At 61.6% G+C, this 14372-nt stretch carries 12 protein-coding genes and 1 pseudogene; 3 read left to right on the top strand and 10 right to left on the bottom strand.

What is annotated here, in order from left to right; translation table 11 throughout:
- Positions 1–78 precede the first annotated feature (78 nt).
- Positions 79–717 (bottom strand): glutathione S-transferase family protein, encoded by a 639-nt coding sequence (locus PSH78_RS05130; protein ID WP_305498931.1) that lies wholly within the window; start codon positions 715–717, stop codon positions 79–81.
- Between the two features lie 95 nt (positions 718–812).
- Here PSH78_RS05130 and PSH78_RS05125 point away from each other — a divergent pair, with 95 nt between their 5' ends.
- The gene (locus PSH78_RS05125; protein ID WP_305498929.1) at positions 813–1913 is read left to right on the top strand and encodes a pyruvate dehydrogenase; all 1101 of its coding nucleotides are present in this window, start codon (positions 813–815) and stop codon (positions 1911–1913) included.
- A gap of 10 nt (positions 1914–1923) precedes the next feature.
- On the opposite strand, the gene PSH78_RS05120 is transcribed toward PSH78_RS05125, so the two are convergent.
- Positions 1924–2376 carry a MarR family winged helix-turn-helix transcriptional regulator gene (locus PSH78_RS05120; RefSeq protein WP_305498927.1) on the bottom strand — a complete coding sequence of 151 codons (453 nt, stop codon included), beginning with the start codon at positions 2374–2376 and terminating at the stop codon, positions 1924–1926.
- 174 nt (positions 2377–2550) lie between these two features.
- Here PSH78_RS05120 and aceE point away from each other — a divergent pair, with 174 nt between their 5' ends.
- Positions 2551–5220, top strand: coding sequence for a pyruvate dehydrogenase (acetyl-transferring), homodimeric type (gene aceE / locus PSH78_RS05115; RefSeq protein WP_305498925.1), 2670 nt, complete (start codon positions 2551–2553; stop codon positions 5218–5220).
- An 823-nt stretch (positions 5221–6043) separates the two neighbouring features.
- On the opposite strand, the gene PSH78_RS05110 is transcribed toward aceE, so the two are convergent.
- Both PSH78_RS05110 and PSH78_RS05105 read right to left on the bottom strand, forming a co-directional pair.
- Positions 6044–6178 (bottom strand): hypothetical protein, encoded by a 135-nt coding sequence (locus tag PSH78_RS05110; RefSeq protein ID WP_305498923.1) that lies wholly within the window; start codon positions 6176–6178, stop codon positions 6044–6046.
- 336 nt (positions 6179–6514) lie between these two features.
- Positions 6515–7229, bottom strand: a pseudogene (locus PSH78_RS05105) (FadR/GntR family transcriptional regulator).
- Between the two features lie 96 nt (positions 7230–7325).
- Here PSH78_RS05105 and PSH78_RS05100 point away from each other — a divergent pair.
- A complete protein-coding gene (locus tag PSH78_RS05100) occupies positions 7326–8069 on the top strand; it encodes a FadR/GntR family transcriptional regulator (protein ID WP_305498921.1) in 744 nt (247 codons plus the stop codon).
- 180 nt (positions 8070–8249) lie between these two features.
- Here PSH78_RS05100 and PSH78_RS05095 read toward each other — a convergent pair whose 3' ends face one another.
- From PSH78_RS05095 to PSH78_RS05070, 6 genes are all read right to left on the bottom strand, one after another.
- Positions 8250–8972 (bottom strand): oligogalacturonate-specific porin KdgM family protein, encoded by a 723-nt coding sequence (locus PSH78_RS05095; RefSeq protein ID WP_305498919.1) that lies wholly within the window; start codon positions 8970–8972, stop codon positions 8250–8252.
- A 130-nt stretch (positions 8973–9102) separates the two neighbouring features.
- Positions 9103–9870 carry an ABC transporter ATP-binding protein gene (locus PSH78_RS05090; protein WP_305498917.1) on the bottom strand — a complete coding sequence of 256 codons (768 nt, stop codon included), beginning with the start codon at positions 9868–9870 and terminating at the stop codon, positions 9103–9105.
- 10 nt (positions 9871–9880) lie between these two features.
- Positions 9881–10720 carry an ABC transporter ATP-binding protein gene (locus tag PSH78_RS05085; protein ID WP_305498915.1) on the bottom strand — a complete coding sequence of 280 codons (840 nt, stop codon included), beginning with the start codon at positions 10718–10720 and terminating at the stop codon, positions 9881–9883.
- A gap of 10 nt (positions 10721–10730) precedes the next feature.
- On the bottom strand, positions 10731–11639 hold the full coding sequence (locus tag PSH78_RS05080) for an ABC transporter permease (protein ID WP_305498913.1): 909 nt from the start codon (positions 11637–11639) through the stop codon (positions 10731–10733).
- Positions 11639–12676, bottom strand: a complete 1038-nt coding sequence (locus PSH78_RS05075) for an ABC transporter permease (protein WP_305498912.1) — start codon at positions 12674–12676, stop codon at positions 11639–11641. Before PSH78_RS05075 ends, PSH78_RS05080 begins: the two co-directional genes overlap by 1 nt.
- A gap of 35 nt (positions 12677–12711) precedes the next feature.
- On the bottom strand, positions 12712–14334 hold the full coding sequence (locus tag PSH78_RS05070; protein ID WP_305498911.1) for an ABC transporter substrate-binding protein: 1623 nt from the start codon (positions 14332–14334) through the stop codon (positions 12712–12714).
- Positions 14335–14372: the final 38 nt, after the last annotated feature.

Below are 14372 nucleotides of genomic sequence, written 5' to 3'. Positions count from 1 at the left end.
AGACTTGACGCGGCTCAACTCTCAGGCGGAGTCACCTTTTCTTGCCGATCAGGCGACTCGCTCCGGCGCAGCAAGCCATCAACTTGCAGGTGTTTCTCGAGACTCTGCCAGCCCGGCTTGCACGGCAGGGCGGGACTCGATCATTTTGAGCCAGCGCAGCACGTGAGGGAACGGCGTGATATCCAGTTCCAGTTCTTCAGAAGTTCGCAGCCAGGGGAACGCCGCGATATCGGCAATGGAATACTGGTTGCACGCCAGGTAGCTGCGCTCGGCCAATTGCTTGTCCACCACGCCATACAGACGCAAGGCTTCTTTGCGATAACGCGCGATCGCTTCCTCGTTATGCGTGGTGCTGCCGTGCAAGAACCACCAGAGCTGGCCGAGCATAGGGCCGATGGCCCCTACCTGGAAGAACAGCCACTGCTGGACTGCAAGCTGGTCGGCAGCTGTATCAGGCAGCAGGCAAGCGTACTTCTGCGACAGATAACCCAGGATGGCGGCGGATTCGAAAACCGAAACCCCAGCTTGGTGATCGACGATGGCGGGTATTTTCCCGTTGGGGTTTATGGCGAGGAACTCCGCTGAATGCTGCCGTCCTTCAGCCAGGTTGAGCTTCACCAATTGGTAATCGATGCCCGCCTCTTTCAGGAAAATACTGATTTTCTGCCCATTGGGTGTATCAGCCGTATACAGCGTGATGGGGGAAGCCGCGTTCATGAGGAACTCCATTCCAGGTCAATTTCATTGCATTTGCAATCATATTGAGCCGTGCCGTATGGTGCAAGCACGACGGAACGCACGGAGATTGTGGAATGATCGGCTTTTCCAGCTTCAGTAAAACACCAGAGACCCGCCTGGCCGCTCAGGCCTGTATCGATAAGATCCGAACGCTTTCAGCGCTGCACATGGATGGTTTCTCCTCGCCGCTCTACACCATGATCGATATCGCCAATCGCCTCGAAAGGGACCCTGGAACAGCCAGGCATGTCTGGGTGATCCGCGCCAACAAGCAACCCCAGGTCGAGCACTGTCACACCCGCATCAGCGCCTGGCCCCTGCGCCTGAGCCCCGACGCCCGTGCCAGTGAAAAACCGTTGCTCTACCTGACCAGCTCGGCGACATCGGCCGAACTTTGCGCGCTGTCGAACGAGTCCGCGAACCGGGGAATCTTGTGTAACGACATCGAGACCCTGCCCTCGCGATGGCCCAAGGGGGCTCACCCGTGGTTACCGCTCTGGCTGGCGGCCAACCCACAATGCCTGCCATTCGATCCGGCCAGCGGTGCCGAAGCGCACGCCATTGCCCTGGCCGCTTTGGAGAGCCTTTACGTGGAGGGCAACGACGGTTTTTATTACATGGCGCTTCACGACGAGCCCAACGATTTCCTCGGCCCTGTTGGCAACATCAGTGCAAGCCAGGCGCTCAAGGGGATGTACAAGCTCACCGAGATCGAGACGGAGGTCGGGGCGCCCCGGGTTCGCTTGCTGGGTGCCGGGCTGGCATTGCAGTCGGTGGCGAACGCGGCGCAAATGCTGGCTGAACACTGGGGAGTGGCAAGTGAGTTGTGGAGTTGCCCCAGCTACACCCGCCTGGCCCGTGATGCGGACACCGCACGACGCTGGAATCGACTGCATCCCGAGAAGCCGAAGCGCTCGTCGCATTTGCTCGATTGCCTGGGCAAAACGGGCAGCCCGGTCGTCGCGGTGACGGGTTACGCCCAACACGTTGCCGATCAGATTGGCGCGCACCTCACGTCACGGTTCGTGGCACTCGGCGCCGATTCGACCGGAGTCTCCGCGCAAGCCGTGGATAAACACTGGATCGTGGTGTTGGCCTTGCAGGCGCTGGCTCAGGAGGGCGTCATCGAACAGGCCTGCGTCAAGCAAGCGATGAGTCGGTACCTGCTGCAATGACAGCCCGCGCCTATTTCCCTCGACCACTGCTGCGCGCCGCTGTGGCCGCACGCTCCAGCGCTTCGCTGAAGACTCGCTGCTGGTCGTCGTCGAACTGCGCCAGGAACAATTCGTCCACCGCCCCTTCGTAGATTTTCCACATTTTCTTGCGCAGCACTTTCCCGCTCTCGGTGATGGCGGCGTACGCCCCTCGGCCGTCATCGCTGGCGCGGCTGCGGGTGACCAGGCCTTCCGCCTCCAGGCGGTCCACCAGGCGGGTGAGGTTGTAGCGCTCGATGGCCATGACGTCGGCCAGTTCGCTCATCCGCCGGGCGCCGTCGGGGCCGCTTTCCAGGCCCCATAACGCGTCGTACCAGGCGTAGGCCGGCAGCCCGGCGGCCGCCAGCCGACGCTCGATTTCGCGGATCAGGCAACGGTGGGCCCTGACGAATCTGAACCAGGTATCCGGCTCGCTGGATGACATGCAGCACCTTTCTCAAGAAATCGATTTAGTTGCAATTGTAGCGCGTGGCAGGCTAAGTTCTCGCACGTAGTTGCAAGTGCAACTACAAAATTCTCGAAGGTTGGCGTCGACCCACGCCCCTTAGTCAGGCACCAAACGACTCGGTGCTGCTGCACTGTCCAGGAGACGACAACGATGGCACAACAATCCATGTTTCTCGACGAGGATCCACAAGAGACTCGCGAATGGCTCGAATCCATTGAATCGGTGGCGAGTGTCGAAGGGCGCTCTCGTGCCCACTACCTGATCGATCAGATGCTTGATTTCGACGCCAACCGCCACGGTGATTTCTACGGGCGCGTGACGACGCCCTACGTCAATACCATCCCGGCCGACCGCCAGCAGCCCTACCCCGGCGACCTGGCCGTGGAGCGCCGGATCAATGCCTATATCCGCTGGAACGCGCTGGCCATGGTGCTGCGCGCCGGCAAACATTCGAACGTCGGCGGGCACATCGCGTCCTACGCGTCGGCGGCGGTTTTGTATGACGTCGGCTTCGAGCATTTTTTCCGTGGTCGCACCGAGCAGTTCGCCGGTGACATGGTGTACATCCAGGGCCACTCGTCACCAGGCATCTATGCACGCGCCTATCTGGAAGGACGCCTGAGCGAAGAACAGTTGGACAACTTTCGCCGCGAGACCGACCGCGATGGCGTTTCGTCCTATCCGCATCCACGGCTGATGCCTGACTTCTGGCAATTCCCGACGGTGTCGATGGGGCTGGGCCCTATCACGGCCGCGTATCAGGCCCGGTTCATGCGCTACCTGGAAGATCGCGGCCTGAAGGAACACCAGGGCCGCAAGGTCTGGGCGTTTCTCGGTGACGGTGAAATGGACCAGCCGGAATCCCTGGCGGCGATTTCCCTGGCGGGCCGGGAGAAGCTCGACAACATCATCTTTGTCGTCAACTGCAACCTGCAACGCCTGGACGGCCCGGTGCGTGGCAACAGCAAGGTGATCCAGGAATTCGAAAGCCTGTACCGGGCGGCCGGCTGGAATGTGATCAAGGTGATCTGGGGCAGCGGCTGGGATGCCCTGCTCGAGAAGGACAAGAGCGGCCTGCTGCGCCAGCGGATGATGGAGTGCGTGGACGGCGATTATCAGAACTATAAATCCCAGAACGGCGCCTATGTACGCGAGCACTTCTTCGGCAAGTATCCAGAGCTGCTGGAGCTGGTCAGCGACCTGAGCGACGACGATATCTGGAAGCTGTCTCGCGGCGGCCACGACCCGGAAAAAGTCCACAACGCCTATGCCGCCGCCATGCGCCACACCGGCGGGCCAACCGTGATCCTGGCCAAGACCGTGAAGGGTTTCGGCATGGGCGAAGCCGGTGAAGGCCAGAACATCAACCACCAGCTCAAGAAAATGGGCGACGATGCGGTCAAGGCGTTCCGTGATCGGTTCGGCCTGGAACTCAGCGATGACCAGCTGGGCGACATGCCTTACCTCAAGCCGGGCGCGGACAGCGTCGAGGCGCTGTACCTGCAAGCCAGGCGCAGCCAGTTGGGCGGCTATATCCCGGCCCGTTTTAATGCCGTGGCGCCGTTGCAGGTCCCGCCTTTGTCGTCGCTGGATACCCAACTCAAAGGCACTGGCGAACGGGCGATCTCCACCACCATGGCGTTCGTGCGCATCCTCGGCACGCTGCTCAAGGATCCGAACATCGGCAAGCTGATCGTGCCCATTGTCCCGGACGAATCACGGACCTTCGGCATGGAAAGCCTGTTCCGCCAGATCGGTATCCATTCCCATGTAGGCCAGCTGTATACGCCGCAAGACGCCGGCCAGTTGAGCTATTACAAGGAAGCCCGGGACGGCCAGATCATGCAGGAGGGGCTGAACGAGTCCGGCGGGATTTCTTCATGGATCGCCGCGAGTACGTCCTACAGCACCCACGGCGTGATGACGGTGCCCTTCTACATCTTTTATTCGATGTTCGGCTTCCAGCGCGTCGGCGACCTCGCCTGGGCCGCCGGTGACGCCCGGGCTCGCGGCTTCCTGCTCGGCGCCACCTCCGGCAGGACCACGCTGATGGGCGAAGGCCTGCAACATGACGACGGCCACAGCCATGTGCTGTCCTCGACCATCCCCTGCTGCGTGTCCTACGACCCGACCTACGCCTATGAATTGGCCGTGATCATCCAGGACGGCATGCGACGGATGTATGCCGAAAACGAAGACATCTTCTATTACATCACCGTACTCAACGAAAACTACGCCCACCCTGCAATGCCCGAAGGTGTCGAGCAAGGCATTCTCAAGGGCATGTACCGGCTCTCGGCGCCTGAAAAGCCTGTCGAAGGCAAGCATGTCCAACTGATGGGCTGCGGTTCGATTCTTCAGGAAGTGGTCGCGGCGGCGCAGTTGCTAGAGCAGGATTTCGGCGTCAGCAGCGAAGTCTGGAGCGTAACCAGCCTGACCGAACTGCGTCGCGACGGCCAGGAAGCCGAACGCTGGAACCTGCTGCATCCCGAGCACGCGCCGCGTATCGGTTATGTGGAAAGTTGCCTGCAGGACAAACAGGGGCCGGTGGTGGTCGCGACTGACTACATGAAGATATTCGCCGACCAGATCCGCCCGTTCGTATCCAATCGACGCTTCGTGGCCCTCGGCACCGACGGTTTCGGCCAATCGGATACCCGGGAGTCACTGCGCAGGTTTTTCGAAGTGGATCGTCACTTCATCGCACTGGCGGCGTTGAAGGCCTTGGCCGATGACGGGAGAATTCCCCGGGAAAAAGTAGCGGAGGCAATCAGGCTCTACGGTATCGATCCGCAAAAGCAGAACCCTGCGAAGGTTTGATCTCCACGAAAGACCTGCGGGAGCGAGCTTGCTCGCTCCACGGTTTGCTGCATTCATTTTTGGAGTCATTTTCGGAAAAGAGGAGGGTATCGCCTGCTGTCCAGCGGCAGGTGATGGACGCGATAATGGCATTTTAGTAGCATTCGTCACTTTATCGATCCTTCAAGGATGACCTATGCTCGCCCTGCCTCGCTGTCCTGCCCCGTTGCTAGCATTGTCCGCGTTGTTTGTATTGCTCGGCGGTTGCAGCGTCAATGGCAGCTACCCCGATGCCGTCGAACCGGACGCCGCCAAGTTGAGGTTCGTCGCCAATACCAGCAACGCCACGCTGGATTATTTCGACGCGGCCCATTGTGACGGACAAACCACGGGCATCCTCAACAATATGCTGTTAAGCGATACCGCGCGGCGGGTGGGAATGAGCGTTCCGGCGCCCAAGGATGCCAGGGGTTATCTGGAGGTCAAGCTCAAGCCCGGCGAGCAGATTCACCTGCGCACCAACATGAACAGCGGTTATGCCGTGTGTGGCAAGGGCTTCAACTTCACACCCGAGGCCAATGCCGAATACGAGGTGACGTTCAAGTCCGAGAAGAACTTCTGCCTGACTCAATTGCAACGCTTGCAACGGGTCGACGGCAAGGACGTGCGCACACCGATCCCGATCCTGAAAAAAGACTTTCCCGCCTGCTCCGGCCGCAATGCGCTGTTCCCCAAGACCTACCCGGACACACCCCATCGCCTGGAACTGATGAGCCGGGTCATCGATAAAAGCCTGGTCGTCACGGTGAAGACGGATCCGGCCAAGGAAAAAGTCGAGAGTTATTCACCCGAGAAACTGGACACCCTGATCAGCGAACGCAAGGCCAAGCTCGGTTTCGATCTGCCGGCTGACTACTGGACGCTGTACCGGGAAAATCTGCAGACGTTTGGCGATGACATGGCGCAGAACAAGACGCACTCGATGGAACGTTTCAAGGAGGAATACCAGACGCGTCTGCGACAGCTGAAGGACGAGCAGTTGGAGCAATGGGCGTTACCCAAAACCGCCAATGCCAAGCCGGAGAAAGCCGAGATCGACCTGGACGTTGCGATGATGGTGGAGTACTTCCGGATCGGGAATGGGGTGACGGTCGAAGCGGTAACTCGTCACCTGGAAAGGATGGCGCAGATGGACGAGCATTACGGGGGTATGTACGCGGTTTGCGGAGTGCTGGAAGCGCAATTAGCAAGAGGATGGGCCGCCGCCTTCGCGAGCAAGCCCGCCCGCCCGCCCCCACAGGGTCTGTGGTGCGAATTATTGCTTCGCCAATTCTACTGCGCCCCGGACCCGCTGCTGCATGTTGATCAGATGCAACCGCATCGACGCCCGCGCCGCTTCGCCGTCCCGTCGCGCCAATGCCGCGTAGACCTGCTCGCGTTCACGCACCACCAATGCTCGATTTTCAGTCGCCATCGCTGGCATCGCCTGCTGGACCACGGCAATCAGGGTATTGCCGACGTGCGCCATCGCGTCGATAAAAAAAGCTGTTGCCGGTGCATTGGGCAATCTGCCGATGAAATTCGAAATCCGTCCGGGCGCTGTTGTCGTCCGTTGCGTCGACGGCATTCGCCGCATTCAGCGCTTCGCGCATGGCCAGCAACTGCTCCGGCGTGGCGCGTTGCGCAGCGATGCCGGCCGCTTCCACTTCCAGGCTCAGGCGCAGTTCGATGACGGCCAGCGCGTCATGGGCGCCGCCCTTGATGTGCTTGCCGCCCTGGAAATCACCCGGGCGCGCGGTGTCGACGACGAAGGTGCCGATGCCATGGCGCGTCTCGACCAAGCCTTCGGCCTGGAGCCGTGACATGGCTTCGCGGACCACGGTCCGACTGACGCCGCGCTCTTTGATGATCACCTGTTCGGTTGGCAGTTTGCTGCCCGCCGGCAGCTCGCCCGCGAGTATCTGCTGCGTCAGGTCGACCACCAGTTGCTGAGTCATGCTCAGGCGTCGATCGGTTGTGACACGCTCCATTGCACCTATCCATCAAGCCAGACGATCGCGGCATTATAGCCGCGACCTTGGGCCAAAACTCACTATAATGCCCGCTGATCACACTAGAGCACGCCGATGACGGACCAAGCGTTATCTCCATTGAACAAGCCGCGCCGCCTGGCCGAAACACTGGTCGACCGTTTTGCCCAGCGCATGCGCGACGGCATCCTGAAATGCGGCGAAAAGCTCCCCACCGAAGTGCACATCATGGAAGCCGAGGGTGTCAGCCGTTCGGTGGTGCGCGAGGCGCTGTCGCGCCTGCAGGCGGCGGGGTTGGTCGAGACCCGCCATGGCGTCGGTACGTTTGTCCTGGATATGCCGGCGCCGGAGGGGTTCACCCTCGGGCCGGCGACGATTGCGACGTTGTCGGACGTACTCAATTTGCTGGAGTTTCGCCTGAGCCTGGAAGTGCAGGCCGCCGGCATGGCCGCCGAACGCGCCACGCCCCAAGCCCTGGCCGAACTGGCCCAGGCGCTGGAGGCGTTGCTGCAAGGGCCGGAAAAATCCGGCACCACGATCAACGCCGACTTCCAGTTCCATCTGAAAATCGCCAAGGCGGCCGGCAATTACTACCTGATCGACATCATGAAGCACCTGGGTACAAAGCTGATCCCGCGTACGCGGATGAACTCCGCCTACTCCGGGCAAAGTGATCGCAGCGCCTACCTGCAGGGGATCAACGCCGAACACCAGCAGATTTTCGATGCTATCGCCAGCCGCAATGCCGACGCGGCGCGGGCGGCCATGTACCTGCACTTGAGCAACAGCCGCATGCGCCTGTGTGAAACCCAACAACGCCAGGCGTTCTACAACGAATAAAACGCTCCACAGCCCTCCTGTGGTGCATCTATATCAAAGGCGCAATTCATGGTGGCGAGGGAGCTTGCTCCCGCTGGGCTGCGTAGCAGTCCTTCTTTGTGGGCGCTTCGCACCCAAGCGGGAGCAAGCTCCCTCGCCACGGTTTCATCGATCCCTTGAGTACTTTGTACTCCCTGCGACTCAGAAAAAGTTGTATTGAATGCCCACCCGCAAGCGCAACTGCCGATCACTGTCCACCGAATTGACCTTGATGTCACCGACCTCAAAGAACGGTGCCCAACGCTTATCCCACTTGTACTTGACCACGGCATTCTGCTCATAGTCGTCCGTACCGCCGTTGTAGCGAATGTAATCGGCATCGAAGTAAGTCAGTTGGTATTCATAGGCCCACGGCCCCTGGTTCGCATAGTTGATATAGACGTCGTAGCGATGGATCGTCTGGTCGTCCTGGCCATTGTCCGGCACGTCGTGATCCACCTTGTCGCGGTCCAGTTTGCTGGCGTCATAACGGTAACGCCCGGCGATGCTCAGTTCCTTGGTGATCTTGTAGCCCAGGCGCAAGCCCATCTTGTAGGTGGTGGACTCCTCGTCGCTTTCCATGGCGAACGAAGGCGTCAGCGTCCAGCGGTCGTCGATCTTGTGCTGGTAGTTGACCGTGAACTCATGGCCGCTGCCGACAGTGTTGTCGAAGGCGACGTCTTCCCGATCCCCGGCGGTCTTGTATTTGAGTTCGCCTTCCAGGCCCACACCGTTATCCAGCCTGATGCCGAACTTGGCGCGGTCGGCATGCATGCGGGTCTTTTCGGCGTATTGATGGCGAACGTTGATGTAACCGGTATCGGCCTGAACGACCACCGAAGTGAACAATGAAGCGATCGACAAAGCGGTGAGTATCTTTTTCATGTTTTTTATTCTTGTTGGTTGAAATCAATAGTTGGGGTGAACGTCAAATCGCAGGCGAGCGCGTGCGCGCATTGAAACTTGCGGTTCAACGTGTGCTGCGGTTTAAAACAGTTACAGCGGCTTGGTTACTTCATACGGCGATGGGTATTCGCTGTAGGTCGCGACTGGCTTGCACCAGCAAACGGGTGTACTCGTGGGCGGCGCCATCGCTCGCCAGCAGCTGGCTGTCGAGGGTTTCCACCACTCGGCCCTGTTGCATCACCGCCAGCCGATCACACAAGTGCGCAACGACGGCAAGATCGTGGGTCACCATCAGGTAGGTCAGACCTTCCTGACGACGCAGATCAGCCAGCAAGTTGAGAATTTCCGCCTGCACCGAGACGTCCAAAGCCGAGGTTGGCTCGTCCAGCAGCAGTACCCGCGGGCGCAGGATCAGCGCCCGGGCAATCGCCACGCGCTGGCGCTGGCCGCCGGACAACTGATGCGGATAACGAAAGCGGAAGCTGTCGTTCAGGCCGACCTTGCGCAGGATCTCGCTGACTTTTTGCCCGCGCCCGTCGATGCCGTGGATGCGCAATGGTTCCTGCAACGCGGCGTCAATGGTGTAGCGCGGATGCAATGAAGCGTAGGGATCCTGGAAAACCATCTGCACGGTGCGGTAATGATCCAGCGGCAACTTGCGCGTCACCGCCCGCCCCGCGATCTGCAACCGTCCCGCCCAGTGCTGGTACTGTCCGGCCAGGCAACGGAGCACGGTGGTCTTGCCCGAACCGGACTCCCCCACCAGGCCGAATGCCTCGCCCTCGCCAACGCTCAGGTCGACGTCGTGCAGTACCGCGTTCAGTGCCGCGCCGGTGCCGAAACTGAGGTTCAGGCCGGCGATTTCGATCATGTTCATGACAGGCTCCTCAAGCGTTCAACCAACGTGGGTCGCGCTGCAGCACCGGCAGCGTGGCGCGCCGGTGATCCAGGCTTGGCAACGCGGCCAACAGGCCTCGGGTATAGGGATGGGTGGCGTTATCCAGATCGGCGGCGGCAATCGACTCGACCACCCGGCCGGCATACATCACCAGCACGCGGTCGCAGAAATGCCGCACCAGGTTCAGGTCATGGCTGATGAAGATCAGTCCCAGGTCACGCTCGCTGACCAGCTCCTCCAATACATTGAGCACCTGCCGGCGCACCGACACGTCCAGCGCCGAGGTGGGCTCGTCGGCGATGATCACCTGGGGATCGGTGATGACCATCATGGCGATCATGATCCGCTGCCCCATGCCACCCGAGACTTCATGGGGGTACAGGTCATAGACTCGTCGAGGGTCTCGAATGTGTACCTTGCCGAGCATATCCAGGGCCCGTTCCCGGGCTTGGTGATGGGGCACCTTGTGATGGGCGAGATAGGCTTCGGCGATTTGCTCGCCGACTCGCACCACCGGGTTCAGCGAGTACTTCGGATCTTGCATGATCATCGACATGCGCGCGCCACGAATCGCCTGGATCTGCTTTTCGCTGGCCTTCAGCAAATCGATATCGGCAAAACGCAGGGTCTTGGCGGTGACCCGCGCCGTCGGCGGATGCAAGCGCAACAGGCTGCGGCCGACGGTGGATTTGCCCGAGCCGGATTCACCGACGATGGCGAGTTTTTCCCGCCTCAGGTTGAACGACACATCACGCACCGCCGGGGAGGTTTTGCCGGCGTTGCGAAACTCCACGCACAAATCCTGCACAGCCAGTTTTATCTCAGTCATGGGAGGTTCCTCAGGATTGGCTGCGGGGGTCGAGGACGTCGCGCAAGCCGTCGCCCAACAGGTTGAAGGCCAGGCTGACCAGCATGATCGCCGCACCCGGCGCCGCCACCAGCCACCAGCTTTCGAGCATGTAGCGCCGGCCGGTGGAGATCATCGCGCCCCACTCCGGCAGCGGTGCCTGGGCGCCGAGGCCGAGAAAGCCCAGGGCGGCGGCGGTGAGGATGATGCTGGCCATGTTCATGGTCAGGCGGATGATCACCGACGACAGGCACATCGGGATGATATGGCGCAGGATGATCCGGGTACTCGACGCGCCTTGGAGCTGCACCGCGACGACAAAGTCGGCGTTGCGCAGCGGCAGGGTTTCTGCGCGAGCCAATCGGGCGATCGGCGGCCAGGCCGTCAGCGCGATGGCAATCACCGCGTGCTCCAGGCCCGGGCCAAGCGCCGCGATGAAGGCCAGCGCCAGCACCAGGCTCGGAAACGAGATGAAGATGTCGGTGATGCGCATGAACAGGCTGTCGACCCAGCCGCCGAAGTAGCCGGAGATGGTCCCGACCAACAGGCCGATGGGGCCGACGATCACCGTCACCAGCAAGACGATGTACAAGGTGATGCGCGAGCCGTACACCAACCGGGCGAATACATCGCGACCGTATTCATCGGTGCCGAACCAGTGCGCGCTGCTGGGCGCTTGCAACGCACCGGCGAGGTTCTGCAGCAACGGATCGTGACCGGCGATCCATGGCGCGAACGCCGCGACCACCATCAAGGTCGCGACGACAACCAGGCCGGCGAACGTCATCGGGTTGCGCAGCAGAAAGCGCAGCAGCCGTGCGGCGCTGGCGACCAGTGCTGCCGTACTCGAAGCGGGCAGCGCGGCACTGCCGGCTGCACTGGAAGCAAGGGGCAGATTCATTAGCGAGTCCTCGGGTCGAAGATCTTGTACAGCGCATCGCTGATCAGGTTCAGCGTCACGAAGATGAGGCCGATCAGCAGCACGCAGGCCATCACTGCGTTCATGTCGCCGAGCAACAGACTGCTCGTCAGGTATTGGCCGAAACCCGGCCAGGCGAACACGGTTTCGATCAGCACCGCGCCCTCCAGCAGCCCGCCGTAGGCCAGCGCGACGATGGTCAACAGCTGCACGCGGATGTTGCCGAAGGCGTGGCCCCAGACAATCTTGCGTTGGGACAACCCCTTGACCCGGGCAGTGATGATGTACTCCTGGGACAGCTGCTCGAGCATGAAGCTGCGGGTCATGCGGCTGATGTAGGCGACCGAGTTGAAACTGAGGATCACCGCCGGCAGCAGGATGTGCCGCAGCGCACTGCGAAAGGCTTCCCAATCGCCGGACCAGGCGGTGTCGATCAACAGCAGCCCGGTGTGCCTCGGGATCAGCCCGTCGTAGGCCAGGCCGATTCGCCCGACGCCACCGGCCCAGCCCAACCAGGCGTAGAACACCAGGAAAGCCATCATGCCGATCCAGAAGATTGGCGTGGAATAGCCGAACAGCGTGATCAACCGCGCGACATGATCACCGGCGCGGCCCTGATGAGTCGCCGCGTAGACACCCAGCGGCAGGCCCGCCAGCACGCCGAACAGAATGGCCAGGGTCGCCAGTTCCAAGGTGGCCGGGAAGACCCGGGCGATGTCGCTGATAACCGGGTTACCGGTCAGCAAGGCCATGCCGAAGTCACCGTGGAGCAGGTCGCCGAGGTAGATCGCGAACTGGGTCCACAGCGGCTTGTCCAGGCCCAGTTCCTGATAGACCTGGGCGTAGGCCGAGGCGTCGGCGTCCGGGCCAACGATTGCCAGCACCGGGTCCAGCGGCATCACCCGGCCGATAAAAAAGGTCAGCAGCAGCAACCCCAGCAGCGTCACCGCCACCGAACCGCCGCGCCGGGTCGCCGAAGCGGCCCGGGTTGTCCAGATTGAAAAGGATGCAGTCGACATGTTCATTTCCTGCCTTGGCCTTGAGGCCGTCGATTTCAGCGCTGCTTGTAGACGTCGCGAAGACGCGTGGTAGCGGCGGTGTGGCCGATGTAGTTGCGCACGTCGGCGTGAATCACCACCTCGTCCACCATCTGCGAGACCGGCATGATTGCCCCGGCCTGCTGGTCATAGAGGGTCTGGATCTGGGCATACATCTGCCGCTGCCGTTCGGGGTCGCGCTCGCGCTCGGCCTGTTCGATCAACTGGTTGAGCTGCGGGTTGAAGAACGAGGTGCGCCAGCCCTGGAAGTTGCTCAACTTGGCCTCGCTGCGGTTGTCCGGGTTGTACACCAGGGCCCGCAGGCTCGAATGCGGATGGCGCTCCGCCCCGCCACCGCCACGCCCCACGAGAATGTCGAACTGGCGGTCGCGCATCGCCCCGTAGATCTGGTTGCCGGTGCCGGTGATGATCGTCGCCTGGATGCCCGCCTGGGCCAGCGTCGCTTGCAGGCTGGTGGCGATGTTGATGAAGGGCGGGTCGGTCAACGAACGGATGCTCACCTTGAAACCCTCGGCGTGACCGGCTTCTGCCAGCAGGCGGCGAGCCTCGGCCACGTCCAGGCGATAACCCGGATCGTCCAGGCGTGCCGGCAAGCCCAGTTGCATCGGGCGCTGGTTGATCACGCCGTAGTGCGGCATCACCACGTCGTTGATGCCCTGGTAGTCGATCAACAGACGGATCGCCTGGCGCACCCGGATGTCCTGGAACAACGGCTGCTGCATGCTCATCGCGACGTAGTACAGCGTGCCGCGGGCGATGCTCTGGATGCGCACCGCATCCACCTTGCCCAGCGCCTTGATGTCGGTGGCCGCCATGCCGCGGGCGACATCCAGGTCACCGCGCTCGACCATCAGGCGCAGGGCCTGGGACTCGGTCATGTTGCGCATGATCACCCGGCGCAACTTCGGCGCGCCGCGCCAGTAGTCCTCGTTGCGACTCATCAGGATCACGTCGTTGGCGCGCCAGATATCCAGCTTGAACGCACCGGACCCGGCCGTGTGCGTCGCCAGCCAGGCCGCGCCCTGGTCGTCACCGACCTGATGCTGCAAGGCCACCGAGCGATCGATGATGAACGCACTCGGCGAGGTGGCCAGGGTGTTGAGTACCAACAGCGGGTCGGTGACGCGTGGCAGCTCCATGACGAAGGTGTGCGGCCCTTCGGCGCGCATCAGCCGGGCGACGTTGTCGGCGGTGAAACCGTAGGCTTTCCAGGTGGACGCCAGGGCGCGGTTGAGGGTGACCACACGTTGCAAGGACCAGGCGACATCTTGCGCAGTGAGCGGCGCACCAGAGTGAAAACGAACGTCATCACGCAACTGGAAGGTAAGACGCATGCGGTCCGGGCTGACTTCCCAGCTTTTCGCCAGGGCCGGCACCAGCGTGTCCGGCTGCGCCGCGTCCTGCTCCAGGAGCATGTCGTAGACGTTGGCGTTGACCTCGGCCACTTCCAGGCCGGTCGCGGCCGCCGGGTCCAGGGACAGCAGGTTGATCATGCTCATGCCCACCACCAATTGGTCGGCGGGCGTTTCGCCTTGGGCCAGGCTGACGGGCACCTGCACTGCGCACAGGGCCACTATGACACACAGCAGCCTGGTCAGGCGCTTGGGCCAGAGTTTCATGGTTCAGTCCTTTCTTATATTTATAAAGACTTGTCGCC

The organism is Pseudomonas sp. FP198, assembly GCF_030687895.1.
Taxonomy (GTDB): Bacteria; Pseudomonadota; Gammaproteobacteria; order Pseudomonadales; family Pseudomonadaceae; genus Aquipseudomonas.
This window is presented reverse-complemented; position numbering and strand designations above follow the sequence as displayed.